Source organism: Streptomyces sp. BA2 (genome assembly GCF_009769735.1).
In the GTDB taxonomy this organism is placed as follows: domain Bacteria; phylum Actinomycetota; class Actinomycetes; order Streptomycetales; family Streptomycetaceae; genus Streptomyces.
This window is the reverse complement of record NZ_WSRO01000002.1, coordinates 5,854,555-5,877,038: the sequence shown is the minus strand read 5'-3', so window position 1 is coordinate 5,877,038 and position 22,484 is coordinate 5,854,555. Positions and strand designations below refer to the sequence as shown.

Below are 22,484 nucleotides of genomic sequence, written 5' to 3'. Positions count from 1 at the left end.
CCTTGTAGCTACGTGTAGCTGTGCCCTGTGTGGTTGTCATGGGCATTCTTCGGGGGGCCTGGATTAGGGACAAGGGGTGAGAACTCTTGCATTTCGACGGGTCGGCATGAAGAGAGGGTCGGCATGAAGAGAGGGTGGGTCGGCATGAAGAACGGCGGGACCGGTCCGGGAAGGGCCAGTCCCGCCGCGGGCCTGACCCTTACGGCTTGGGGAGCTCGCAACCCTCGCGGCTCAGGTCGATCTTGTTGCCGGGTGCCACGCACGGCACGACGCCGTACGTCTGCTGGGCGTAGTTGATGCCCTCGCGGACCGTCACCTTGCCGTTCTCGTCGACCTCGCACGGATTGTTGTCCGTGCACTCCTCGCCGCTCTCGTTGCCGGTGTTGTTGACGGCGACGACCTTGCCGGTCGCGTCATCGATCACCGGCGAGCCCGAAGTGCCGCCGATCGTCTGGCAGTCGGGGGTGTAGCGGACCGAGTCCTTCCAGGTCCAGTTCCCCTCCTTGAGGCGGTACGCGAACCCGTCGATGCTGCACTTGTACATCTTCTTCCAGTAGCCGGAGGCGACGGTGATCGCCCGCCCCTGCTCGGGACGCGCCGCGTTCAGTTCCAGCGCCTTGATGCCGAACTTGCTCTCGATCTCGCTGTAGGTGCTGGTGAGTTCGTAGAGCGAGAGGTCGGTGTCCGTCATCGTCCCGTAAGCGATCTTGCTCGCCTTGACCGTGCCGGCGTCACCGCCGCCGGCGTCCAGGAGGGTGAAGCTGCGCGACGACGGCTTGTCGACGAGGACCTCACCGGGCGCCGGGAAACCGCTCTCCAGGCAGTGACCGTTGGACATCACGAGCGCGGGGTCGCCGGGCTGCGAGTCCGGCACGCGGACGACGGAGCCGGAACAGTTGCTCAGCGCCACCGTCCCGGCGAAGTCAACCGCCTTGGCCTTGACGGGCCGTTCGTCACTGACGGCCGCCGCGGGCGCTGCCGTCGCTCCGAGGAGGAGCACGGCGAAGCACGCACCGACGAGAGGCTTGTTCATGTGGGGGGTCCCCTCTGATGACTGTGTGACCGAAGTTGCTTCGGTTTTGTCATGCGCATTGTTGGGGCACCCGGCCGTGAGGACAAGACCGCATACGGACAGAGCTGACCGCTGACAGGACACTCCTGCCCGCCTCCCCCCTGCCTCCCCCTGCGCTACGTGGCGGAAAACACGAGGCGGGTCTCGTTACGCGGCCGTAAGCTCGCGGACATGCAGGTCATCCAGTCGACGAAGCTCGCCAACGTCTGTTACGAGATCCGGGGCCCGGTACTCGAGGAGGCGATGCGGCTGGAAGCTGCGGGCCACCGCATCCTCAAGCTCAACACCGGCAACCCCGCGGCCTTCGGGTTCGAGTGCCCGCCCGAGATCCTGGAGGACATCCTCCGCAACGTCGGCGACGCGCACGGCTACGGCGACGCGAAGGGCCTGCTCGCCGCCCGCCGCGCGGTCGTCATGCACAACCAGACCCTGGGCATCGAGACGGACGTCGAGCACGTCTTCATCGGCAACGGCGTCTCCGAGCTGATCGTCATGGCCATGCAGGGCCTGCTCGACGACGGCGACGAGGTCCTCGTACCGGCGCCGGACTATCCGCTGTGGACGGCCGCGGTCTCGCTCTCCGGCGGCACGGCCGTGCACTACCGCTGCGACGAGCAGGCGGACTGGATGCCGGACCTCGCCGACATCGAGCGCAAGGTGACCGACCGCACCAAGGCGCTCGTGATCATCAACCCGAACAATCCGACGGGCGCCGTCTACAGCGAGGACATGCTGCGCGGCCTGACCGACATCGCCCGCCGCCACAACCTCCTGGTCTGCTCGGACGAGATCTACGACAAGATCCTCTACGACGACGCGGTCCACACCCCCACCGCCGCCATCGCCCCCGACCTCCTCACCCTCACCTTCAACGGCATGTCGAAGGCGTACCGGGTGGCGGGTTACCGCGTCGGCTGGGTGGCCGTCTCGGGCCCGAAGGCGCACGCGTCCTCGTACATCGAGGGCCTGACGATCCTCGCGAACATGCGCCTGTGCGCGAACATGCCGGGCCAGCACGGCGTGGTCGCCGCGCTCAGCGGGCGGCAGACCATCAACGACCTCGTGCTTCCGGGCGGGCGTCTCGTCGAGCAGCGCGACACGGCGTACGACCTGCTGACGCAGATCCCTGGCGTGAGCTGTGTGAAGCCCAAGGGGTCGCTCTACCTCTTCCCACGGCTCGACCCGAAGGTCTTCAAGATCAAGGATGACCGCCAGCTGGTGCTCGACCTGCTGCGGGCCGAGAAGATCATGGTCGTCCACGGCACGGGCTTCAACTGGCCCGAGCCTGATCACTTCCGGGTCGTCACGCTGCCCACGGCGACGGACCTGACCGAGGCCGTGACGCGTATCGGCAACTTCCTGGACGGCTACAGTCAGCCCTAGGCCCCGCCGTCCGGTGCGACGGCTACCCGAATCAACTTTAGACAGAATCTAATGTAGGATGGCTTTCAAGCTACCCGCCAGGAGGCCATCCCATGTACGAGCCGATCCGCACCAAGTCGGTCCACGCCATGGCCGACCCGGGCGACTTCCCGCACCGCTCCCGCGAGGAGGAGCTGGACATCCAGCTCGCCGCGCATCTGGCGGCGCTCCTCGCCGTCACGGACGAGCTGCGTGCCCTCGCGCCCGCCGCCGACCTGGACGACGCCGCCGAGCAGCTGGCCTCCGAGGTGGCCCGGCTGCGCGGAGGCCTGCCGCCCGTCCGCTCGGCCGTGGTGACCGCGATCCACGAACCGCACCTCACCGCCCTGCACCAGCGCGCCCACGCCCTCGCGGGCCGCGCCCTGGTGGTGGCCGCGTCGCGCGCCGACACCGCGGCGGCGATTCTCGCTGCGCGGCGCATGGATGCGCACGAAGGCGCTGCCCGGCTGGTGGGCGCCCACTGAGCTGCCGCTCAGGCTGCTTGCGCGGCTGCGGGTGATTCGTGGCTTGTCGCGCCCACGCGGCGGAGCCGCACGTGTCACAGCCCCGCGCCCCTTCGGGGCCCGTATACGGCCCCGGTCCGAAGGCCCTGAGGTCTTCGGACCGGGTGCCATCTACCCCGCTAGCTGATCACCCGCACCGTGGCCTGGGCGGACGAGCCCGAGTGCAGCGCGTCGCCCTCGTAGCTCACCGCGTAGACGGTCCTGCCCCGCTTGCTCGGCAGGTCCCTGACCTTGAACGTGCCGTCGGCCGCGACCGATGCCGACGTCAGCTCGCCCGTCGTGCCGAACCGGTCCGTGCGCGTCACCTTCAGGCTGATCCCGGACGGCAGCGCACCACCCTGCCCGGTCAGCTTCCCGGTGATCTCGACGCCGCCCGCGCGGGTGGCCTCGGCAGGCGCCGTCAGCTCGATCGCCGTCGGCGCCTTCGCCACGTCGACGGTGACCGTGACGTCCTCGGCGGGGCGGTGCGTGACATCGCCGAGGAACCGCAGCGTGTACGTCGCCTCGCCGAGCCTGTCCGGCACGTCGAGGACGGTGAAACTGCCGTCGGCGGCGACCTTCGCGGGGGCCACGTCCGTCATGCCGTCCGCGTCCTTGCGGACCGCCTCCACCTTCACCGGCTCCGCGGGCGCGGGACCGTCCAGCTCCAGCTTGCCCCGGATGCCGAGCGGTTCACCGACCACGGGGGTGGCGGGCGTGGTGCTCAGGGTGCCCGTGAAGCGCGAGTCGTGCTGGGCGGCCGGGGGCTGGATGATGTGCAGCCAGTGGCCGTAGCCGTCCGTGGTCACCGCGAAGAGCCGCGAGCCGTCCTTGGACCAGTCGAGGCCGCGCGGCACGACCCGCGAGCCGTCGAGCTCCCCCTCGAAGGCGAACTCCATCGGGGTGGTGCCGTCCGCCGGGTCCGCGGGCTGGATCAGCAGGTCGGACACACTGCCGGAGGCGTCCGCACCGCGCGCCACGTACTTTCCGTCGCCGCTGAACGCCACCGCCGAGGCCTTCGCGCCCGTCGGCAGCGGCTGGTAGCCGGTCGGCGCGTCCGCCAGGTCGGAGGCGTCGAGCAGCCGGGTGCCGTACGCCGCGTCGGCGACGGCGATCCGCTTGCCGTCGGCGCTCTGGGCGATGTCCTTCAGGTCGAGTGCGCCCTTGCCCTCGGCGTCGGCGAAACGCCGCTGCGGGCCCCGCACCAGGTTGGCGCCGCTCGCGTCGAAGGTGGCGACGAACGCGTTGGCCGCGTTGTTCGCGCCCGCCTGCCCCATCACGAGCCGGTCCGGGGCCCCGGGTCCGGACTCGATCTTCAGCCGCCCCTCGCTGTTCCAGCCGGTGTTGACCGAGGACGTGCCGCTGACCCCGTACAACAGGGCGACGTTGTCGGGCCTGTCGCAGTACGAGCCGCCGGTGTACGGCGTCTCCGTGAACCACGTCTTGCCGCCCGCGACGGCCACCTCACGGCCGCAGGTGACGTTGTAGGGCGTGGTCGCGGCGCCGGTCCTGGCCTGTGTCGCCGTGTCGAACGCCAGGATGCTGTTGGACTGCGACACGTGCAGCGTCGCGCCGTCCGCGCTGAGCGCCATGCCGGACGCCGGCTGGTCGGTGGCGAGCGAACCGACGCGCTGTCCCTGGAAGTTGTAGACCAGGACGGCGCTCGCCCCACTGCCGCTCTTGTTTCCGTCGGTGACGTAGACCCGCTCGTGCGCGTCGTCCACGACCATCGCCCCGAACGAGGAGATCGGCAGCTTCGCCACCTCGTCCGACGGAGTGGCGGCGTACGCGGCGGGTGTCCCGGCGGCGACCAGACCGGCCGAACCGAGGACGACCGCGAGCGCGGCGCCCGTCACACGTCTTAACCGCTGAGAGTTCTTCAACTTGGCCCCCCACAGGCTCTTTTGGCGGGCGCGCGACGATCAGCGGCCCCCGTGTGGGGTCATTGAAACATGTGAGGGGCATGTGAAGGCGGCGTATGCAAGATGCGGATATACGCGGATGGGCCCCGCACGCCGTTGTGCGGGGCCCATCCGGAATGTGCGTCGTCGGCCGGGTCAGCCGAGGCGCTGCACCAGGGCGCGGTACTCGTCCCACAGTTCCTTGGGCGTGTGGTCACCGAAGGTGTTCAGGTGCTCGGGGACCAGCGAGGCCTCCTCGCGCCAGACCTCCTTGTCGACCGTGAGCAGGAACTCCAGGTCGGCGGTGGGCAGTTCGAGGCCTTCGGTGTCCAGCGAGTCCACCGTCGGCAGGATGCCGATGGGGGTCTCGACGCCCTCGGCCCTGCCGTCGAGGCGGTCGACGATCCACTTCAGGACGCGGCTGTTCTCGCCGAAGCCGGGCCACACGAACTTGCCGTCGGCGTTCTTCCGGAACCAGTTCACGTAGTAGATCTTCGGGAGCTTCGACTGGTCGGGCTTGTCCGCGCCGACCTTGACCCAGTGGGCCATGTAGTCGCCCATGTTGTAGCCGCAGAACGGCAGCATCGCGAACGGGTCGCGGCGCAGCTCGCCGACCTTGCCCTCGGCCGCGGCGGTCTTCTCGCTCGCCACGTTCGCGCCGAGGAAGACGCCGTGCTGCCAGTTGAAGGACTCCGTCACCAGCGGCACCGCGCTGGCGCGACGGCCGCCGAAGAGGATCGCCGAGATCGGCACGCCCTTGGGGTCCTCCCACTCGGGCGCGATGATCGGGCACTGCGAGGCGGGCGTGGTGAAGCGGGCGTTGGGGTGGGCCGCGGGGACGCCGGACTCCGGGGTCCAGTCGTTGCCCTTCCAGTCGGTGAGGTGGGCGGGCGTCTCCTCCGTCATGCCCTCCCACCAGACGTCGTTGTCGTCGGTCAGCGCGACGTTCGTGAAGACCGAGTTGCCCCACAGGGTCTTCATGGCGTTGGCGTTGGTGTGCTCGCCGGTGCCGGGCGCGACGCCGAAGAAACCGGCCTCGGGGTTGATCGCGTAGAGCCGGCCGTCCTCGCCGAAGCGCATCCAGGCGATGTCGTCACCGATGGTCTCGACCGTCCAGCCGCGGACCGTCGGCTCCAGCATGGCGAGGTTGGTCTTGCCGCAGGCGCTCGGGAACGCGGCCGCGACGTACTTCGACTCGCCCTGCGGCGGCGTCAGCTTCAGGATCAGCATGTGCTCGGCCAGCCAGCCCTCGTCGCGCGCCATGACGGAGGCGATGCGCAGGGCGTAGCACTTCTTGCCGAGCAGGGCGTTGCCGCCGTAGCCCGAGCCGTACGACCAGATCTCGCGGTCCTCGGGGAAGTGCGAGATGTACTTCGTGGAGTTGCAGGGCCACGGCACGTCGGCCTCGCCCGCCTCAAGGGGCGCGCCGAGCGTGTGGACGGCCTTCACGAAGAAGCCGTCCTCGCCGAGCTCGTCCAGGACCTGCTGGCCCATGCGGGTCATGGTGCGCATGGAGACGGCGACGTACGCGGAGTCGGTGATCTCGACGCCGATCGCGGACAGCGGCGAGCCGACCGGGCCCATGCAGAAGGGCACGACGTACATGGTGCGGCCGCGCATGGAGCCGCGGAAGACGCCCTTCTCCCCGGTGAAGATCTCCCGCATCTCGGCGGGAGCCTTCCAGTGGTTGGTCGGGCCCGCGTCCTCCTCCTTCTCGGAGCAGATGAAGGTGCGGTCCTCGACGCGCGCGACGTCGGTCGGGTCGGAGGCCGCGTAGTACGAGTTCGGGCGCTTGATCGGGTCGAGCTTCTTGAAGGTGCCCTTGGCGACGAGCTCCTCGCACAGGCGCTCGTACTCAGCCTCGGATCCGTCACACCAGACCACGCTGTCCGGCTGTGTCAGTTCGGCGATCTCGCTCACCCAGGAGACGAGGTCCTGGTGGTTGGTGGGAACGGTGCCCAGGGACTCAGAGAGAAGGGGAGCCGCGATGTCGCGCGCCACGATTGCTCCTATACGAGGGGTTTATAGGTTTGTGTTGCCCCGTGGGGGCTGCGACCCGGACGCTTCACGTGATTGTTCCCTCTGGCGCTCATCCGGTGCCGACCGCACTCATTTGATCATCCGACGCTTCCGCGCATATGTCCAGAGGACGTCACAGGTGAGCGGCGTGAGTATCGCCACTCGCTCCGGCCGCCTTCCGTGCACGAATCCGTCACTTGTACGCTCGGGTATCACCGTGAGCATCGCCACTTGTGGGCCACGGTTCCCCCATGACTGATGCCTAACTTACGGTTGCGTAGGTACGATTCTCCTCATGACCGCTCCCGTCCCTGACGCGATCACGAACACCCAGGACACCAGCCGCGACTCGACCTCCGGCTCCGACTCGGCCTCCAGCTCCGACTCGTCCGTGCTCGAAGAAGTGAAGCCGAAGATGCGCGGCTGGCTGCACGCGGGCATGTTCCCCGCGGTGCTCGTCTCCGGCATCGCGCTCCTGGCGCTCACGGACTCCACGCGCGCACGGATCGCCTGCGGGATCTACGTCCTGACGGCATCCCTGCTCTTCGGAGTGAGCGCGATCTACCACCGGGGCACCTGGAGTCCACGCGCGGACGGCGTGCTGCGCAGACTCGACCACGCGAACATCTTCCTGATCATCGCGGGCACGTACACCCCGCTGACGATGCTGCTCCTGCCCGACTCCAAGGGGCAGTGGCTGCTCTGGGGCGTCTGGGGCGCGGCGGTGGCCGGCATCCTCTTCCGGGTCTTCTGGGTCGGCGCGCCCCGCTGGCTCTACACCCCCTGCTACATCGCGATGGGCTGGGCCGCGGTCTTCTTCCTGCCCGACTTCCTGCGGGCGGGCGGCATCGCCGTACTGGTCCTGGTGATCGTGGGCGGGCTGCTCTACAGCGCGGGCGGCGTGATCTACGGCATCAAGCGCCCCAACCCTTCCCCGCGCTTCTTCGGCTTCCACGAGGTCTTCCACTCCCTGACACTGGCCGCGTTCGCGGTGCACTACGTGGGCATCTCACTGGTGGCGTACCAGCACGGATAAGGCGTACCAGCACGGATAAGCACCCCGCTTCTCTTCATGGCCGCGGCTTTCGAGCCGCGGCCATTTGCGTGCCTCGACGGCTCCACATCTTGACGGTGACTACCTTTTGAGAGTTACTCTCAATTCATGGCCACTGTCACAAGATCGTCTGCCGCACAACGGCAGGACCCCCGCCGCTGGTGGGCGCTCGCCGCCCTCGTCGCGAGCATGCTCGTGCTCGGTTTCGACATGACGATCCTCAACGTCGCCCTGCCGACCATGGCCGGGCAGCTGGACGCGGGTACGGGCGAGCAACAGTGGATGGCGGACGCGTACGTCGTCGTGTTCGCGGCCCTGATGCTTCCGGCCGGGCTGCTCGGCGACCGGTTCGGGCGCCGCAGGATGCTGATCACCGGGCTCGGGATCTTCCTGGTGGGCTCGTTGATCGGCACCCTGGTCGACTCCGTCGAGCTGGTCGTCGTGGCGCGGGCGGTCATGGGCATGGGCGGCGCGCTCGTCATGCCCCTAGCCCTCGCCGTGCTGCCCGCGCTCTTCGCCCCCGGCGAGCGGACCAAGGCCATCGGCATCGTCTCCGCGGCCTCCGCACTCGGCGCCCCGCTCGGTCCGATCGTGGGCGGCTGGCTCCTGGACCACTTCTGGTGGGGCTCGATCTTCCTGATCAACGTCCCGATGGTCGCGATCGGGATCACGGCCTGCGTCTTCCTGCTCCCGGAGACGACCGACCCGTCCGCCCCCAAGGTCGACATCGCCTCCACCGCGCTCACCGCGGCCGGGCTCGGCGCGCTCATCTACGCGATCATCGAAGCCCCCGTACGTGGCTGGGGCGACCCGCTGATCCTCGGTATGTTCGGCGGCGCCGCCGCCCTGATCGCCGCGCTCGTCCTGCGTGAACGGCAGCTGCCGCGCCCGATGCTCGACATGGCTCTGCTGCGCAACCGCGGCTTCCTGCTCAACACGATCGCGGCGACGCTCGTCATGTTCGTCCTTTCGGGCCTGATGTTCGTGCTCCCGCAGTATCTGCAGGCGGTGCTCGGCCACGACGCCTTCGGCACCGGCCTGCGGATGCTGCCGTTGATGGGCGGCCTCATCATCGCCGCGAGGGGCGCGGAGCCCGTCGTACGCCGCTTCGGCGCACGGGCGGCGATCAGCGCCGGGCTCGTCGTCCTCGCCTTCGCGGCGATCCTCGGCAGCCGTACGACCGTCGACTCCGGATACGGCTTCACCGCGCTGTGGCTCAGCATCGCCGGGACCGGCTTCGGCTTCGCCATCGTGCCGGCCATGGACTCGGCCCTCGGGGCGCTCCCCGTGGAGCGGGCGGGGTCGGGCACGGGGCTCCTGATGACCGTGCGCCAGGTCGGCAGCGCCGTCGGGATCGCGCTGCTCGGCTCGCTGCTCTCCAGCGTGTACGTCGACCGCCTCGACACCGGGAAGCTTCCGGACGAGGCGGCGGACGCGGCGGGCGAATCGGTGGTGGCGGCCCACATGATCGGTGAACGGCTCGGGGTGCAACGGCTCATCGACTCCGCCGATGAGGCGTACATCGACGGCATGGTGACGGTCCTCCTGGTGAGCGGCATCGCGGCCCTCGTGACGGCGCTGCTGGTCGCCGCTCTGCTGCCGAAGGCGAACCCCGAGCCGCCGGACGACACCGACATGGCACAGCAGACGGAGGATGCCCGACAATGAGGGCCATGACGGCCGCACGCACCACCGCTTCCTTGCACGGCCCCCAGCTGGGGCTTCGCGAAAGGAAGAAGCTGAAGACCCGCATCGCGATCCGTGAGGCCACGTACCGGCTGATCGAGGAGCAGGGGTACGACGCGACGACCGTCGAGCAGATCGCCGATGCCGCGGACGTGTCGGCGTCGACCGTCTTCCGGTACTTCCCGACCAAGGAGGACATCGTCCTCACCGACGAGTACGACCCGCTCCTTGAGGACGAGCTGCGGGCGCGCCCGGCGGACGAGCCGATCGTGGAGTCCTTGCGGCACGTGCTGCGCAGTGCGGTGGGCCTCGGGTCCACCGAGGAGCCGGAGATCCTGCGCCTCCGTACGCGCCTGATGATCGAGGTCCCCGCTGTGCGGTCCCGGCTCCTCCAGAGCATGTCGGTCACCAGCCAGATGCTGTGCCGCGTCGTCGCGGAACGCAGCGGCCGCGACCCCGGGGACCTGGAGGTCCGGGTCTTCGCGATGAGCCTGATCGCCGCGCTCACAGAGACGACGGCGTACTGGGCGGAACACGGCCACCGGGACGACCTGCGCGAGCTGGTGGACCGCGCGATGGACATGCTGACCACAGGCTTCGGGACGGGTGCGCGGGAGGTCTGACGCCGGGCTCGGCGCCCCCGCGGCAAATCCCCGGCCTCCCCTGCTGCCGCCATGCCATCCTGACCGCATGAACGGTCCGGAGATCCTCATCGACTTCGCCCCCGAGCTGGGCGTCTTCGTCCCGCACGAGCGAAGGGGCGGCCCCACCAAGGCTGTTACGGACGGCGTGTCCACGCTCGGTCACGTCGTCGAATCGCTCGGGGTCCCGCTGACGGAGGTCGGCGCGCTCGTCGTGGACGGCGCCGAGGTCCCGGTCTCGCACGTCCCGGCGGCGGACGAGTCGGTGGAGGTCCGCGCCGTCTCCCGTCCCCAGCCCGTGCCCGGCGCTCCCCTCCGCTTCCTCCTCGACGTCCATCTCGGCACGCTGGCCCGCCGGTTGCGGCTCCTCGGCGTCGACGCGGCGTACGAGAGCACGGACATCGGCGACCCCGCCCTCGCCGCGCGCTCGGCCGCGGAGCGGAGGGTGCTCCTGAGCAGGGACCGGGGGTTGTTGCGGCGGCGGGAGCTGTGGGTTGGGGCGTACATCTACAGCGACGCGCCGGACGAGCAACTGCGGGATGTGCTGGGGCGGTTCGCCCCTGCCTTGCATCCCTGGACGCGGTGCACCGCGTGCAACGGCTCGCTGAGGGCGGCGAGCAAGGAGGATGTGGCGGGGCGGCTGGAGGGGGGTACGCGGGGGTCGTACGACGTGTTCGCGGAGTGCGTTGCTTGTGGGCGGGTGTACTGGCGGGGGGCGCATCATGATCGGCTGGAGGGGATTGTGGCGGGGGCAGTGAAGGAGTTTTCCCCAACCCCACCCCTTCCCGAAAACCCGCTCTGGCGCGGGGGCCTTGGTCGCCGTTGATCACCGGCTTCGCCGAGTTCGTCCTCAAACGCCGGACGGGCTGAGAATCAGCCCCTGGGGGTCCCCCCGGACGAAGTCTGGGGGAGTTTGAGGAGCGGGGTCTGGGGCGGAGCCCCAGTTTCGGGAAGGGGCGGGATTGGGGAAAGCCCCGCAGGGAACGCCCGAAGCCTCAGCCCGACAGCTTCGCCGCCAGTTCCCCCGCATCCACAGTCGGCGCGTCACACACGAACCGGCGGCAGACGTAAGCCGCCGGAAGCCCCCCGACCTGCCCCCTCCCCGCGAGCAGCGGAAGCTCATCGCCGCCCGCAGGGCCGACAGCCACCACAGCCCCAGGTGCCGTCCCCAACAGAGCGGTGCGATGCAGCTCCCCGCCCACCGAGCCGATCACCGCAACCTCACGGGGACCGTCAAGCGCCGCCTCCGCCACCGCCAACCCATGCCCGATGAACCGCGGCGCCCGAGGCGCGAGCCCCTTCACCACGCCCAACGCCCGCTCCGCCGCGAGGCGATGCGGCTCGGCCCCGGTGTGCGCCGCGTACGAAAGCAGCGCCCCGGCCGCCGCCGTCCACCCGGACGGCACCGCGTTGTCCGTGGGATCCTGCGGCCTGCGGATCAACCGCTCCGCGTCCGCTGCCGTGTCGTACAGAGACCCGGACTCCGCGTCCACGAACTGGCCGAGCACGTGGTCGAGCAGGAACCCGGCGAACTCCAGCCACACCCCCTCCCCCGTCACGGAGGCCAGCGCGAGGAAGCCCTCGGCGACATCGGCGTAGTCCTCCAACACACCCGCGTTGGCGCCGGCTTGACCGTCCTTGGAGGTACGGGAGAGCCGCGCACGGTCGTCCATGTGCAGCCGCACGAGCAGGTCACCGGCGCCCACCGCCGCCGCCACCAGATCCGGCCGGTCGAAGTACGCGCCCACCTCCGCGAGCGCGGCGACGGCGAGCCCGTTCCAGGCGGCGACGATCTTGTCGTCACGGCCGGGCGCTGGCCGCTCCGAGCGCGCCGCGAGCAGCCGCTCCCGGATCGAGGAGATCCGCGCGGCATCTGCCACCACACCGCCCGCGTCGGGGAGTTGAAGCACCGAGGCGCCTTCCTCGAAGGTGCCTTCCTCCGTCACCCCGAAGTACGTGGCGGCCAGCTCGGCGTCCGCGTCGCCGAGCACCTCGCGCAGCTGCTGAGGCGTCCACACGTAGTACGCGCCCTCGACGTGCTTGCCGCTCGCGGCGTCCTCGCTGTCCGCGTCGAGCGCCGAGGCGAAACCGCCCTCGTTCGTGCGGAGTTCGCGCACCATGAAGTCGGCGGTCTCCAGGGCGACACGCCGCGCGAGGTCCGAGCCCGTGGCCCGCCACAGGTGGGCGTACACGCGGCAGAGCAGCGCGTTGTCGTAGAGCATCTTCTCGAAGTGGGGCACGACCCACTCCCGGTCCACGGAGTAGCGCGCGAAGCCGCCGCCGAGCTGGTCGTAGATCCCGCCGCGCGCCATCCGCTCGCAGGTGTCGGCCGCCATCTGGAGGGCGCCCTCGGAGCCGGTGCGGGCGTAGTGCCGCAGCAGGAACTCGACGACCATGGACGGCGGGAACTTGGGCGCGCCCCCGAAGCCGCCCCGCGAGGCGTCGTAGTCGCGCGTCAGGCCGAGCAGCGCCTGCGCGAGTTCGTCCTCGCCGGGCAGCTCGTCGGTGCCGAACGCCAGCTGGCGTTCGGAGAGGTCACGCACGATCTTCCCGGCGACCTCGGCGACCTCGTCGCGCCGGTCCGCCCAGGCGCGCCGGACCCCGTCGGCCACCTGCTGGAAGGAGGGCATGCCGTGCCGCGGCTCGGGCGGGAAGTACGTGCCGAAGTAGAAGGGCTCGGCGTCGGGCGTCAGGAAGACCGTCATGGGCCAGCCGCCCTGCCCGGTCGCGGCCTGTACGGCCTCCATGTAGACGGCGTCGATGTCGGGCCGCTCCTCGCGGTCGACCTTGACGTTGACGAAGTGCGCGTTCAGGAAGGCGGCGGTGTCGGCGTCCTCGAAGGACTCGTGCGCCATGACGTGACACCAGTGGCAACTGCTGTACCCGACGCTGAGCAGCACGGGCACGCCCCGCTCCCGCGCCTCGGCGAAGGCCTCTGCCGACCAGGGCCACCAGTCGACGGGGTTGTCGGCGTGCTGAAGGAGGTAGGGGGACGTCTCATGGGCCAGTCGGTTCGGCATACCTCCCATCCTCGCTCACACCGCCCGCCGATCCGGGGACTGGCCCACGTGATCCGCGGAGTCCCTCGCGCCGGAGCCCCGTACGCAGGACACTTGTGACCGCAGGGGACTGCTGATCTCAGATGTTGCTCTCGGAGGGGGACCCATATGCGGGACAGCCATCGGGCCGAAGCCGAGCGGCTGTTGGTGCGGGCGGTGGAAGAAGAGGTACGGCGCTCCGGCGGGCGTATCGACGGGGGCGTGCTGCTCTCGCGGGCCCGGGGCGCGCTGGAGGACATGGGGCAGACCGCCGCCGAGGAGTACGCCGCTTATACGCAGGCCGTCGACGAGGCGGAGGCCGGTCAGCTCTCCTTCGGGCAGCGGTATGCCAAGGAAGGGGCCGGAACTCCCCTGCTCGTGGCCGTCGTTGCGGCCGTGGGTGCGTGTGTCGCCGACCTCGCGCTCGGGACCGGGGCGTCGACCGCGCTCGGCGCGGGTGCCGCCGTCGCCGTCGTCGGCGCGGCCACCACCGTCCTGAAGGTCACCGCGTCCCACCTGCCCGCGGCCAGCCGCCGCGCCGGTGCGATCAGCCAGCCCGGCGGGCCCGAGCAGCTGCGGCTCCAGTGGCTGACGGCCCTGGATGTGCGGGGCATCCGGCCCTTCCTCGACCAGCAGCGGCTGCTGCAGGCACCCACCACCAAGAAGAAGACCTCGCCGCAGCTGCGGGGCACGGACAAGAGCGCGGCGGCACGCAGGCGTACCGTACTGGAGCAGTCGTTCACCCAACTGCCGCAGCCTGAGGGCCCGTTCGCGGGGCGGCGGGCCGAGCTCGCCCGTGTGGCCCAGTGGGTGCACGCCGCGCGGGCGAGCACGGAGACCCGGCCCACCGTCGTCGTGCTGCACGGCGTGCCGGGCTCCGGGCGGTCCTCGCTCGCCGTGCGGGCCGCGCACGATCTGCGGGACCAGTTCCGGGGCGCCTGCGTCGTCGATCTGCGGGGCGAGAGCTCCCAGCCGCTGTCGACGCGGGACGCGCTCCTGCATCTGCTGAATCGATTGGGCGCCCCGCGCGAGCAGCTCCTCTTCCGTGAGCGTTCCTCGCAGGAACAGCAGGTCAAGCGGCTCAGCGAGCTCTACCACCAGTATCTGACCGGGCTCGCGGTGACCGTCGTACTCGACGACGCGAGCGACCCGGAGCAGGTGCGCACCCTCGTGCCCGAGCGCTCCGACAGCCTCGTCCTCGTCACCACCCGCAAGCCTCTGGAACTCCCCGCCGACCTGCCCGCCTGGGTGCACCAGCTGCCGGTGGAGCCGCTCGACGCGGCGGGCGCCGAGCACCTGCTGCGCGCGGCGGCCGAGGACACCTCCGGTCCCTACGACGCCGAATCCGCCGACGCGGTGCGGGAGTTGTGCGGCGGGCTTCCGCTGGCCCTGCGCGCCGCCGGGTCCTCGATCGGCTCGCGCACGGCGACGCAGCTGGCCGCCGATCTGGCCGCGTACGGCCCTGTGGAGCCCGTCGAGCGCGTCCTGTGGCTGCGCTACACCGACCAGACCGAGCCCGCGCGGCGTCTTCTGCGCAGGCTCGCGCTCGCCGGTCGCGCGTCCCTGGGCGCGGCCGCCGCCGCTGCCCTGCTCGGCGTCGACGAGGCGGAAGCGGCCCGCCAGCTGACCGCGCTCTCGCGCGCGGGCCTCGTCGATCACGTGCGCGGCAGCCGCTACCGCCTGCACGATCTCGTACGCGCCTTCGCGCTCGCCCGCCTCATCGACGAGGAGGAGCCCGGCGAGCGCACGGCCGCGCAGGAACGTCTCATCGTCAGCTACAGCGAGCTCGCCGGGTCGGTGATCCGCCTGGTCGACGGCAAGATGTCGACGCGGGCCGGCCAGTTCGACGGGCACGGCTTCTCCTCGCTGGAGGCGGCCCTGCGCTGGCTGGACGACGAGTCGAGCTTCATCACGGCGGCGCTGCGGCACGCGGAGGGCGTCAACCAGGAGGCGGTGCTCAATCTCCTGGGCGCACTTTGCGACTACTGCCTGCTGCGCGGCGACCTCTACCGCCTGGGCGAGATCAGCGAACTGACGCAAGCCGTCGACCAGGGCCTTCTCTCACGGAGCGTGCGGTGGCGCACGGGCATCGCGTCCCGTCAGCTCGGCGAGCTCGACCAGGCGCGGACGACCCTGACGTCGGTCGTGGACCTGTACATGGAGGCGCACCAGGACGCGGGCGCCGCGCTCGCCCTGTGCTCCCTGGGGATCACGCTGCACCACCAGGGCAATCTGACGGAGGCGTCGGCGCGCCTGCGCGAGGCCCTCGATCTCCAGGCCCCCGACGAGCTCGCCGGTGACCGCGCCTGGACGATGCACGCCCTCGCGGCGGTGGAGCGGGACCGCGCCAACCTCAACCAGGCCCTCGGCCTCCTGGAGACCTCCCTCGTCCTGCACCGCGAGAACGACTCCCTGCACGGCGAGGCCTGGGCGCACTTCCAGCTCGGCCAGCTCTTCCTGCGCATGGGCGACGTACCGCGCGCGGAGGAGCAGCTGCGGGGCGCCCTCGACCTGTACGGGCGCACGCGTGACGGCCGCGGCGAGGCCTGGGCCCTGACGCAGCTGGCGCGGGCCCGCCTGGTGGACGGCGACGCGTCGGCCGCGGTCGACGGACTGCGGCAGGCGGTCTCCCGGCACCGTGACAACGAGGACGCGCGCGGCGAGGCGTGGAGCGCCTACTACCTGGGCCAAGCCCTGGAGGAGGCGGGCGGCCTGGACCAGGCGGTGCGTGAGCTGGAGCGCTCGCGGACGATGTTCTCGCGGATGCGGGACGTGTACGGGCTGGCCTGCGCCCGGCACCACTCGGCGCGGGTGACCCGCGACCAGCGCGCCGCCCAGACGGGTTCGCTGCGCAACTCCGGCTTCGCCCGCCAGCTCCTGGTGGACGCCCGCGCCGACTTCCAGCGCATCGGGGTCGCGCACGGCGAGGCGTGGACGTGCCTGGAGCTCGCGGTCGTGGACGCGGGGAACACGCGCGCCCAGCAGGCGCTCGCCCTGTGCGACGAGGCGGCGGCGCTGTTCGCGTCGTACGGCGACCGGCGAGGCGAGGACTGGGCCCGCTTCCTGCGCTGCACCCTGCTGCCGTACGGGTCGCCCGGCGGCTGGGAGATCGGCACCGCCGTCGCCCACGAGGAGCTCAGCCAGCTGGCCCGCGCCGGTCATCCGACGCGCGACGGCAAGCTGGACGACTACATGGAGGCGTTCGGCCTGCTCCTGGAGCGCGGCGCCGACCTGGAGTCGGGCTGGCAGGCCTGGCGCCTGGGCATGGTGCCGAACCGCCACTCCCGAGAGGTGATGGGAGTGACGGTGACGAAGGCGGGCTAGCTCTTCTGGGCCTCGGCCTCGGAGGTCTTGCCGTCACCGGATCCGGCGGAGGTCTCCGCGGGTTCCTTGAAGTCGACCTTCCGCATGTGCTTGTTCATCGACTTCATCAGCCCCCAGACGGCGAGAGCCATCACCGCGAAGACGATGAAGCCGAGAACACCCGGGGTCACCTTGTCATCGTCGACCTCTTTGGCGAGAGGGACGAGATGCGTCATTGCCAGATGTGCGTTCACGCTAGGCATTGTCGCGGATGCCCGCAAAGAGGTCGTCCTCGGGGAGGGATGTATCGACGAGCGACTTCGCGAGCTCGTACTCCTCCGTGGGCCAGACCTCCTTCTGGAGCTCCATCGGCACGCGGAACCAGCCGCCCTCGGGGTCGATCTGCGTGGCGTGCGCGATCAGCGCCCGGTCGCGGACCTCGTAGAAGTCGGCGCAGGGAACGTGCGTGGTCAGCGTCCGCTCGACCCGCTCGAACTCGTCCCACCGCTTCAGCCAGTCCCCGTAGGGCGACTCCAGGCCCTTGTCGAGCATCGCCTGGTGCAGCGCCTCGGTGCGGGGACGGTTGAAGCCCTGGTTGTAGTAGAGCTTCTGCGGCTGGAAGACCGGGCCGAACTCGCTCTCCGGGTACTTCTCGGCGTCCGCGGCACCGTCGAAGGCCACCATCGTGATCTTGTGGGTCATGATGTGGTCGGGGTGCGGATAGCCGCCGTTCTCGTCGTACGTCGTGATGACCTGCGGACGGAAGGAGCGGATCTGCCGGACGAGCTCACCGGCCGCCTTGTCGACGTCCTCCAGGGCGAAGCAGCCCTCGGGCAGCGGCGGCAGCGGGTCGCCCTCGGGCAGACCCGAATCGACGAAGCCGAGCCAGTCCTGCTTGACGCCGAGGATCTCGCGGGCCTCGTCCATCTCCTTCCTGCGCACCTCGTGGATGTTCTCCTGGATGTACTTGTCACCCTGGAGCTTGGGGTTGAGGATGTCGCCGCGCTCCCCGCCCGTGCAGGTCACGACATGCACGTCCACCCCCTCGGACACGTACTTGGCCATGGTGGCCGCGCCCTTCGACGACTCGTCGTCGGGGTGGGCGTGGACGGCCATCAGTCGCAGCTGCTCAGTCAAGACTCGATCCTCATGATCCGGCGCCCTGGTCGATATGGCGCAATGGGCGGCTTCTATAGTGACGGAACCGGGGGGCGGAAAATTCCGGCATCCCTTTTCCTGGAGGAAGATCATGGCCGCCGTGAGCGACAAGCTCCCCGAGGGGCGGTACGACCGCGCACGCTCGGCCGACGAACGCGCGGACCGCAAGCTGAAGATCATCGGTGGGGTCCTCGGTGCGCTCTTCCTCCTGATGATCGGCTGGTTCGGATACGACTACGTGTCCGGCACGAAGGTCAGCGGCGAAGTGATCAAGTTCGACGTCGTCTCCGCAAGCGCGGTCGAGGTGCACCTGGAGGTGCGCAAGGACGCGGACGCCAAGGGCTACTGCACCGTGCGCTCACAGGCTGAGGACGGCGAAGAAGTGGGTCGCGCGGACTTCCGCTTCGACCAGAACGACGGCCGGATCGACAAGGTCGTCACGCTGCGTACGAAGGCGCGCGGGACGAGCGCGGAGCTGCTCGGCTGCCACTCGGACTGACCGCGGCCGTCGTGGGCTGCGCCTCGGAGCGTCCCTTGCGTCACGCTGACCGAACGACGCCCCCGTTGTACCGGCTCTCACCTGCGTTGACGTATTTCTGATGGCTTATGTCCTCCCCCTCACGCGCCTGAATTGTTAGGCTCGTGGTTTCGCCCACCCGTTAGGGAACATCCTTCTGGGTAGGGCGATGCTTTGTATTCCCAGTACCTACGAGGAGCACCTGTGACCCAGACCAGCGAGAACGTCACCTGGCTGACCCAGGAGGCGTACAACCAGCTCAAGGCCGAGCTGGAGTACCTGTCTGGTCCCGCGCGCACCGAGATCGCTACGAAGATCGCGGCGGCACGTGAGGAGGGCGACCTGCGCGAGAACGGCGGGTACCACGCGGCCAAGGAGGAGCAGGGCAAGCAGGAGCTCCGCGTCCGCCAGCTGACCCAGCTCCTGGAGCATGCGAAGGTCGGCGAGGCGCCGGCCGCGGACGGCATGGTCGCGCCCGGCATGGTCGTGACGATCGCTTTCGACGGCGACGAGGACGACACCCTGACGTTCCTGCTCGCCTCGCGCGAGTACGCGAGCGCCGATATCGAGACGTATTCGCCGCAGTCCCCGCTCGGCAGCGGCGTGAACGGCAAGAAGATCGGCGAGGACGCGCAGTACGAACTGCCGAACGGCAAGTTCGCCTCGGTGAAGATCCTCCAGGCGAAGCCGTACCAGGCCTGAGGCCGCTCGGCTTCTTCGGTTGACGCGAAAGGTCCCCGGCGCCGAGTGCGCCGGGGACCTTTCGCGTGCCTGGGGCCTTTCGCGTGCCTGGGGCCTTTAGCGTGCCTGGGGCCTTTAGCGTGCCTGGGCTCAGGCGGTGGCCGAGCGGTACTTGCGGACCGCGAGGGTCCGGAAGAGCACGACGATCAGGATCGAGTAGATCACCGAGGCCCAGACCGGGTGCTGCATGGGCCAGGCCGAGGAGTCGACCACTCCGGGGTTGCCGAACAGCTCGCGGCAGGCCTGGACGGTGGCGCTGAAGGGGTTCCAGTCGGCGATGGTCTGGATCCACGTGGCCATGTTGTCCGTGGGGACGAAGGCGTTCGAGATGAACGTGACCGGGAAGAGCCAGATCAGGCCGCCCGATGTGGCCGCCTCCGGGGTGCGGACCGAGAGGCCGATGAGCGCTCCGATCCAGGTGAAGGCATAGCCGAGCAGGAGAAGCAGGCCGAAGGCGCCGATCGCCTTGCCGATCCCCTCGTGGACCCGCCAGCCGACCAGGAGCGCGACGATCGCGAGCACGACGAGGGTGAGCGCGGTCTGCACGAGGTCGGCGATGGTCCGGCCGGTGAGGACGGCGCCGCGCGCCATGGGCAGCGACCGGAACCGGTCGATGAGCCCCTTGTGCATGTCGTCGGCGATGCCCGCGCCGGCACCCGCGGTGGCGAAGGTGACGGTCTGGGCGAAGATGCCGGCCATCAGGAACTCGCGGTAGACGCCGGGGTCCGTGGTGCCCCCGATGTTCATCGAGCCGCCGAAGACGTAGGCGAAGAGCACCACGAACATGATCGGCTGGATCAGGCCGAAGATGATCATCTCCGGGATGCGCGTCATGCGGATGAGATTGCGCTTGGCGACGACGAGCGAGTCGTTGATCGACTGGACGACGCCGCCGCGCGGCCTGGGGGCCACATTCCGGACCGCTTCGGTTGTCGCGCTCACTTCGCGCCCTCCGTGTCTTTGACGTTCTCGCCGATCTCGCCGTTCTCGCCGTTCTCGCCGTTCGCCACCTCGGCCACGTGGCCGGTCAGCGAGATGAACACGTCGTCCAGGGTCGGGCGGCGCAGCCCGATGTCGTCGATCTCGACCCCGCGGGCGTCCAGCTCGCGGATGACCTCGGCGAGCAGCTTGGCGCCGCCCGCGACCGGGACCGTGAGCTTGCGGGTGTGGTTCTCGACGGCGACCTCGCCCTTGCCGAAGCCGCGCAGGACCTCCGTGGCCGAGGTGATGTGCGCGCGCTCGTGCACCACGACCTCGACCCGCTCGCCGCCCGTCTGCGCCTTGAGCTGGTCGGATGTGCCGCGCGCGATGACCCGGCCGTGGTCCACGACGCAGATGTCGTGCGCCAGGTGGTCGGCCTCTTCGAGGTACTGGGTGGTGAGCAGCAGGGTCGTGCCGCCCGACACCAGTTCCTGGATGACCTCCCAGAGCTGCTGCCTGTTGCGCGGGTCGAGGCCCGTGGTCGGCTCGTCCATGAACATCACCGGGGGCGACACGACGAGCGCGGCGGCGAGGTCGAGGCGGCGGCGCATGCCTCCCGAATACGTCTTGGAGGGGCGGTCCGCGGCGTCGGCGAGATTGAACCGGTCGAGCAGCTCGCCCGCCCTGGCCTTCGCCTCCTTCGCCTTCATCTGGTAGAGCTGGCCGACCATTTGGAGGTTCTCGCGGCCCGTGAGGTACTCGTCGACGGCGGCGAACTGGCCCGAGAGGCCGATCGACCGCCGCACTTCGTTCGGATGCTTCAGTACGTCGATGCCCGCGACGACCGCACGGCCGCTGTCCGGCGTCAGAAGCGTCGTCAGACAGCGCACCGCAGTGGTCTTGCCCGCGCCGTTCGGCCCGAGGAGGCCGAGCACGGTGCCTTCCGGGACATCCAGATCGACGCCGTCCAGAGCCCTTACGTCGCCGAAGGTCTTCACCAGTCCTTCGGCGTAGATGGCGCCTGGCATGTGAGTTCCCCCAGTGGTTTGGGTGACTTACTACGGAAAAGCTTAGATTTGCCGGGTATGACGCGCCCGGCGACCAGTGACGCGAGACGCACCGTAACGCGATACATCGCGTTTTTTCAACGGGGTTCGCGAAGCCTGTGGATAACGCAAAATAGCGGTGAACGGCGCCTGATGTAGGGGATTTTCACCGGGGCCGCCCACCGCGGCCGCCCGCCGCGGCCGCCCTGCGGAGGCGTGGCCGTCAGCCGATGACGGTGTAGCCCGCCTCGCGCAGTGCCGTCCCGACCTCGGTGCAGTGCGCGGGCCCCTTGGTCTCCAGGTGCAACTCCACCTCCACCTCCGTGAGTCCGAGGCGCGGATCGGTCCGCACATGGCCCACGTCAAGGACGTTAGCGTCGACCACTGACAACACCCCGAGAAGCGTGGCCAGCGCCCCCGGCCGGTCCGTCAGGCGCAGGCGCAGCGAGAGATAGCGGCCAGCCGCCGCCATGCCGTGGCGCAGGATCCGCTGCATCAGGAGGGGGTCGACATTGCCGCCCGACAGGAGCGCGACCACCGGGCCCTCGAACTCCCTCGGCCTGCTCAGGAGCGCCGCGACGGGGCTCGCGCCCGCCGGCTCGACGACCATCTTGGCCCGCTCCAGGCAGAGCAGCAGCGCGCTGGACAGCTCGTCCTCGGAGACGGTGACGATGCCGTCGAGCAGCTCGTCGATGATCTGGAACGGCACGTCACCGGGGCGCCCGACCTTGATGCCGTCGGCCATCGTCGCCGGGTTCTCTATCGACACCGGGTGCCCGGCCGCGAGCGAGGGCGGGTACGCCGCCGAGCCCGCCGCCTGCACGCCGATCACCTTGACGTCGGGGCGCAGCGACTTGACCGCCACCGCGATGCCCGCGGCGAGCCCGCCGCCGCCGACGCCAAGGACCAGGGTGCGCAGCTCGGGGCACTGCTCCAGGATCTCCAGGCCCACCGTGCCCTGCCCCGCGATGATGTCGGGGTGATCGAAGGGGTGGATGAATACCGCGCCCGTCTCGTCGGCGTACTCCTGGGCGGCGGCCAGCGTCTCGTCGACCACCTGGCCGTGCAGCCGCACCTCCGCGCCGTAGTCGCGGGTCGCGGCGACCTTGGGCAGCGGCGCGCCCACCGGCATGAAGACCGTGGACCGCACGCCGAGCAGGGAGGACGCGAGGGCCACACCCTGCGCGTGGTTGCCCGCGCTCGCGGCGACCACACCGGCAGCGCGCTCCTCGGGGAGCAGGCCCGCGATCCGTACGTACGCGCCGCGCAGCTTGAACGAGCCCGTCCGCTGGAGGTTCTCGCACTTGAAGTGCACCGGCGCGCCCACCAGCTGCGACAGGTGCCTGCTGCCCTCCATCGCCGTCATTCTGGACACGCCTGAGAGCATCTTCTGGGCACCGCGCACGTCGTCGAGGGTGACCGTCGGCAAGGAGTGAGGCGTGCGGTAGCTCATGACCCCCAGTCTCCCAGTTCACACCGGGGC

The 22,484-nt window shown here is 70.0% G+C and carries 18 protein-coding genes; 9 read left to right on the top strand and 9 right to left on the bottom strand.

From position 1 onward, the window contains the following. Nucleotides 1-199: 199 nt before the first annotated feature. Complete coding sequence (locus E5671_RS29365) at nucleotides 200-1,033, bottom strand: trypsin-like serine peptidase (protein ID WP_160506901.1); 834 nt, start codon at nucleotides 1,031-1,033, stop codon at nucleotides 200-202. A 210-nt stretch (nucleotides 1,034-1,243) separates the two neighbouring features. Here E5671_RS29365 and E5671_RS29360 point away from each other — a divergent pair, with 210 nt between their 5' ends. Both E5671_RS29360 and E5671_RS29355 read left to right on the top strand, forming a co-directional pair. Then, complete coding sequence (locus tag E5671_RS29360; protein WP_160506900.1) at nucleotides 1,244-2,455, top strand: pyridoxal phosphate-dependent aminotransferase; 1,212 nt, start codon at nucleotides 1,244-1,246, stop codon at nucleotides 2,453-2,455. A gap of 92 nt (nucleotides 2,456-2,547) precedes the next feature. After that, nucleotides 2,548-2,958: an SCO4983 family protein gene (locus E5671_RS29355; protein WP_160506899.1), complete on the top strand. Its 411-nt coding sequence runs from the start codon at nucleotides 2,548-2,550 to the stop codon at nucleotides 2,956-2,958. 158 nt (nucleotides 2,959-3,116) lie between these two features. On the opposite strand, the gene E5671_RS29350 is transcribed toward E5671_RS29355, so the two are convergent. Both E5671_RS29350 and E5671_RS29345 read right to left on the bottom strand, forming a co-directional pair. Then, on the bottom strand, nucleotides 3,117-4,859 hold the full coding sequence (locus E5671_RS29350) for an Ig-like domain repeat protein (RefSeq protein WP_237330261.1): 1,743 nt from the start codon (nucleotides 4,857-4,859) through the stop codon (nucleotides 3,117-3,119). Between the two features lie 174 nt (nucleotides 4,860-5,033). Next, nucleotides 5,034-6,878, bottom strand: coding sequence for a phosphoenolpyruvate carboxykinase (GTP) (locus E5671_RS29345; RefSeq protein WP_160506898.1), 1,845 nt, complete (start codon nucleotides 6,876-6,878; stop codon nucleotides 5,034-5,036). Between the two features lie 313 nt (nucleotides 6,879-7,191). Between E5671_RS29345 and trhA the strand changes: the two genes are divergently transcribed. The 4 genes from trhA to E5671_RS29325 all read left to right on the top strand — a co-directional run bounded on the left by trhA (nucleotide 7,192) and on the right by E5671_RS29325 (nucleotide 11,103). Further along, on the top strand, nucleotides 7,192-7,932 hold the full coding sequence (trhA, locus tag E5671_RS29340) for a PAQR family membrane homeostasis protein TrhA (protein ID WP_160506897.1): 741 nt from the start codon (nucleotides 7,192-7,194) through the stop codon (nucleotides 7,930-7,932). Between the two features lie 126 nt (nucleotides 7,933-8,058). Beyond that, nucleotides 8,059-9,618, top strand: a complete 1,560-nt coding sequence (locus E5671_RS29335) for an MFS transporter (RefSeq protein ID WP_160506896.1) — start codon at nucleotides 8,059-8,061, stop codon at nucleotides 9,616-9,618. A gap of 5 nt (nucleotides 9,619-9,623) precedes the next feature. Beyond that, entirely contained in the window at nucleotides 9,624-10,259 is a 636-nt protein-coding gene (locus E5671_RS29330) for a TetR/AcrR family transcriptional regulator (protein ID WP_160506895.1), read from the top strand. Nucleotides 10,260-10,326: 67 nt separating this feature from the next. Next, entirely contained in the window at nucleotides 10,327-11,103 is a 777-nt protein-coding gene (locus E5671_RS29325) for a Mut7-C RNAse domain-containing protein (RefSeq protein ID WP_160506894.1), read from the top strand. 169 nt (nucleotides 11,104-11,272) lie between these two features. Here the strand turns inward: E5671_RS29325 and E5671_RS29320 are convergent, their stop codons facing one another. Continuing rightward, nucleotides 11,273-13,297 (bottom strand): thioredoxin domain-containing protein, encoded by a 2,025-nt coding sequence (locus E5671_RS29320; RefSeq protein ID WP_160506893.1) that lies wholly within the window; start codon nucleotides 13,295-13,297, stop codon nucleotides 11,273-11,275. A 147-nt stretch (nucleotides 13,298-13,444) separates the two neighbouring features. On the opposite strand from E5671_RS29320, the gene E5671_RS29315 reads away from it, so the two are divergent. Then, nucleotides 13,445-16,639: a tetratricopeptide repeat protein gene (locus E5671_RS29315; RefSeq protein ID WP_160506892.1), complete on the top strand. Its 3,195-nt coding sequence runs from the start codon at nucleotides 13,445-13,447 to the stop codon at nucleotides 16,637-16,639. Here the strand turns inward: E5671_RS29315 and E5671_RS29310 are convergent. Together E5671_RS29310 and mca are read right to left on the bottom strand one after the other, a co-directional pair. After that, complete coding sequence (locus E5671_RS29310) at nucleotides 16,636-16,881, bottom strand: hypothetical protein (RefSeq protein WP_160506891.1); 246 nt, start codon at nucleotides 16,879-16,881, stop codon at nucleotides 16,636-16,638. The genes E5671_RS29315 and E5671_RS29310 overlap by 4 nt on opposite strands. Further along, a complete protein-coding gene (gene mca / locus E5671_RS29305) occupies nucleotides 16,874-17,755 on the bottom strand; it encodes a mycothiol conjugate amidase Mca (protein WP_160506890.1) in 882 nt (293 codons plus the stop codon). The genes E5671_RS29310 and mca overlap by 8 nt, the downstream gene beginning before the upstream one ends. Nucleotides 17,756-17,867: 112 nt before the next feature. On the opposite strand from mca, the gene E5671_RS29300 reads away from it, so the two are divergent. Both E5671_RS29300 and greA read left to right on the top strand, forming a co-directional pair. After that, nucleotides 17,868-18,275, top strand: a complete 408-nt coding sequence (locus E5671_RS29300) for a DUF4307 domain-containing protein (RefSeq protein WP_160506889.1) — start codon at nucleotides 17,868-17,870, stop codon at nucleotides 18,273-18,275. Nucleotides 18,276-18,497: 222 nt separating this feature from the next. Continuing rightward, nucleotides 18,498-18,995 (top strand): transcription elongation factor GreA, encoded by a 498-nt coding sequence (gene greA, locus E5671_RS29295; protein WP_160506888.1) that lies wholly within the window; start codon nucleotides 18,498-18,500, stop codon nucleotides 18,993-18,995. A 129-nt stretch (nucleotides 18,996-19,124) separates the two neighbouring features. Here greA and E5671_RS29290 read toward each other — a convergent pair whose 3' ends face one another. From E5671_RS29290 to ilvA, 3 genes are all read right to left on the bottom strand, one after another. After that, nucleotides 19,125-19,976 (bottom strand): ABC transporter permease, encoded by an 852-nt coding sequence (locus tag E5671_RS29290; protein WP_160506887.1) that lies wholly within the window; start codon nucleotides 19,974-19,976, stop codon nucleotides 19,125-19,127. Then, the gene (locus tag E5671_RS29285; RefSeq protein ID WP_160506886.1) at nucleotides 19,973-20,983 is read right to left on the bottom strand and encodes an ATP-binding cassette domain-containing protein; all 1,011 of its coding nucleotides are present in this window, start codon (nucleotides 20,981-20,983) and stop codon (nucleotides 19,973-19,975) included. Before E5671_RS29285 ends, E5671_RS29290 begins: the two co-directional genes overlap by 4 nt. A 241-nt stretch (nucleotides 20,984-21,224) precedes the next feature. Then, the gene (gene ilvA / locus E5671_RS29280; protein ID WP_160506885.1) at nucleotides 21,225-22,454 is read right to left on the bottom strand and encodes a threonine ammonia-lyase; all 1,230 of its coding nucleotides are present in this window, start codon (nucleotides 22,452-22,454) and stop codon (nucleotides 21,225-21,227) included. Nucleotides 22,455-22,484: the final 30 nt, after the last annotated feature.

Excerpts from the sequence above, each read along its gene's own strand:
- E5671_RS29355 (WP_160506899.1), top strand. The coding sequence starts at position 2,548 with ATGTACGAGCCGATCCGCACCAAGTCGGTCCACGCCATGGCCGACCCG.
- E5671_RS29320 (WP_160506893.1), bottom strand. The coding sequence starts at position 13,297 with ATGCCGAACCGACTGGCCCATGAGACGTCCCCCTACCTCCTTCAGCAC.
- ilvA (WP_160506885.1), bottom strand. The coding sequence starts at position 22,454 with ATGAGCTACCGCACGCCTCACTCCTTGCCGACGGTCACCCTCGACGAC.
- E5671_RS29285 (WP_160506886.1), bottom strand. The coding sequence starts at position 20,983 with ATGCCAGGCGCCATCTACGCCGAAGGACTGGTGAAGACCTTCGGCGAC.
- E5671_RS29335 (WP_160506896.1), top strand. The coding sequence starts at position 8,059 with ATGGCCACTGTCACAAGATCGTCTGCCGCACAACGGCAGGACCCCCGC.
- E5671_RS29360 (WP_160506900.1), top strand. The coding sequence starts at position 1,244 with ATGCAGGTCATCCAGTCGACGAAGCTCGCCAACGTCTGTTACGAGATC.
- E5671_RS29300 (WP_160506889.1), top strand. The coding sequence starts at position 17,868 with ATGGCCGCCGTGAGCGACAAGCTCCCCGAGGGGCGGTACGACCGCGCA.
- E5671_RS29310 (WP_160506891.1), bottom strand. The coding sequence starts at position 16,881 with ATGCCTAGCGTGAACGCACATCTGGCAATGACGCATCTCGTCCCTCTC.
- E5671_RS29330 (WP_160506895.1), top strand. The coding sequence starts at position 9,624 with ATGACGGCCGCACGCACCACCGCTTCCTTGCACGGCCCCCAGCTGGGG.
- E5671_RS29315 (WP_160506892.1), top strand. The coding sequence starts at position 13,445 with ATGCGGGACAGCCATCGGGCCGAAGCCGAGCGGCTGTTGGTGCGGGCG.
- E5671_RS29365 (WP_160506901.1), bottom strand. The coding sequence starts at position 1,033 with ATGAACAAGCCTCTCGTCGGTGCGTGCTTCGCCGTGCTCCTCCTCGGA.
- trhA (WP_160506897.1), top strand. The coding sequence starts at position 7,192 with ATGACCGCTCCCGTCCCTGACGCGATCACGAACACCCAGGACACCAGC.
- E5671_RS29325 (WP_160506894.1), top strand. The coding sequence starts at position 10,327 with ATGAACGGTCCGGAGATCCTCATCGACTTCGCCCCCGAGCTGGGCGTC.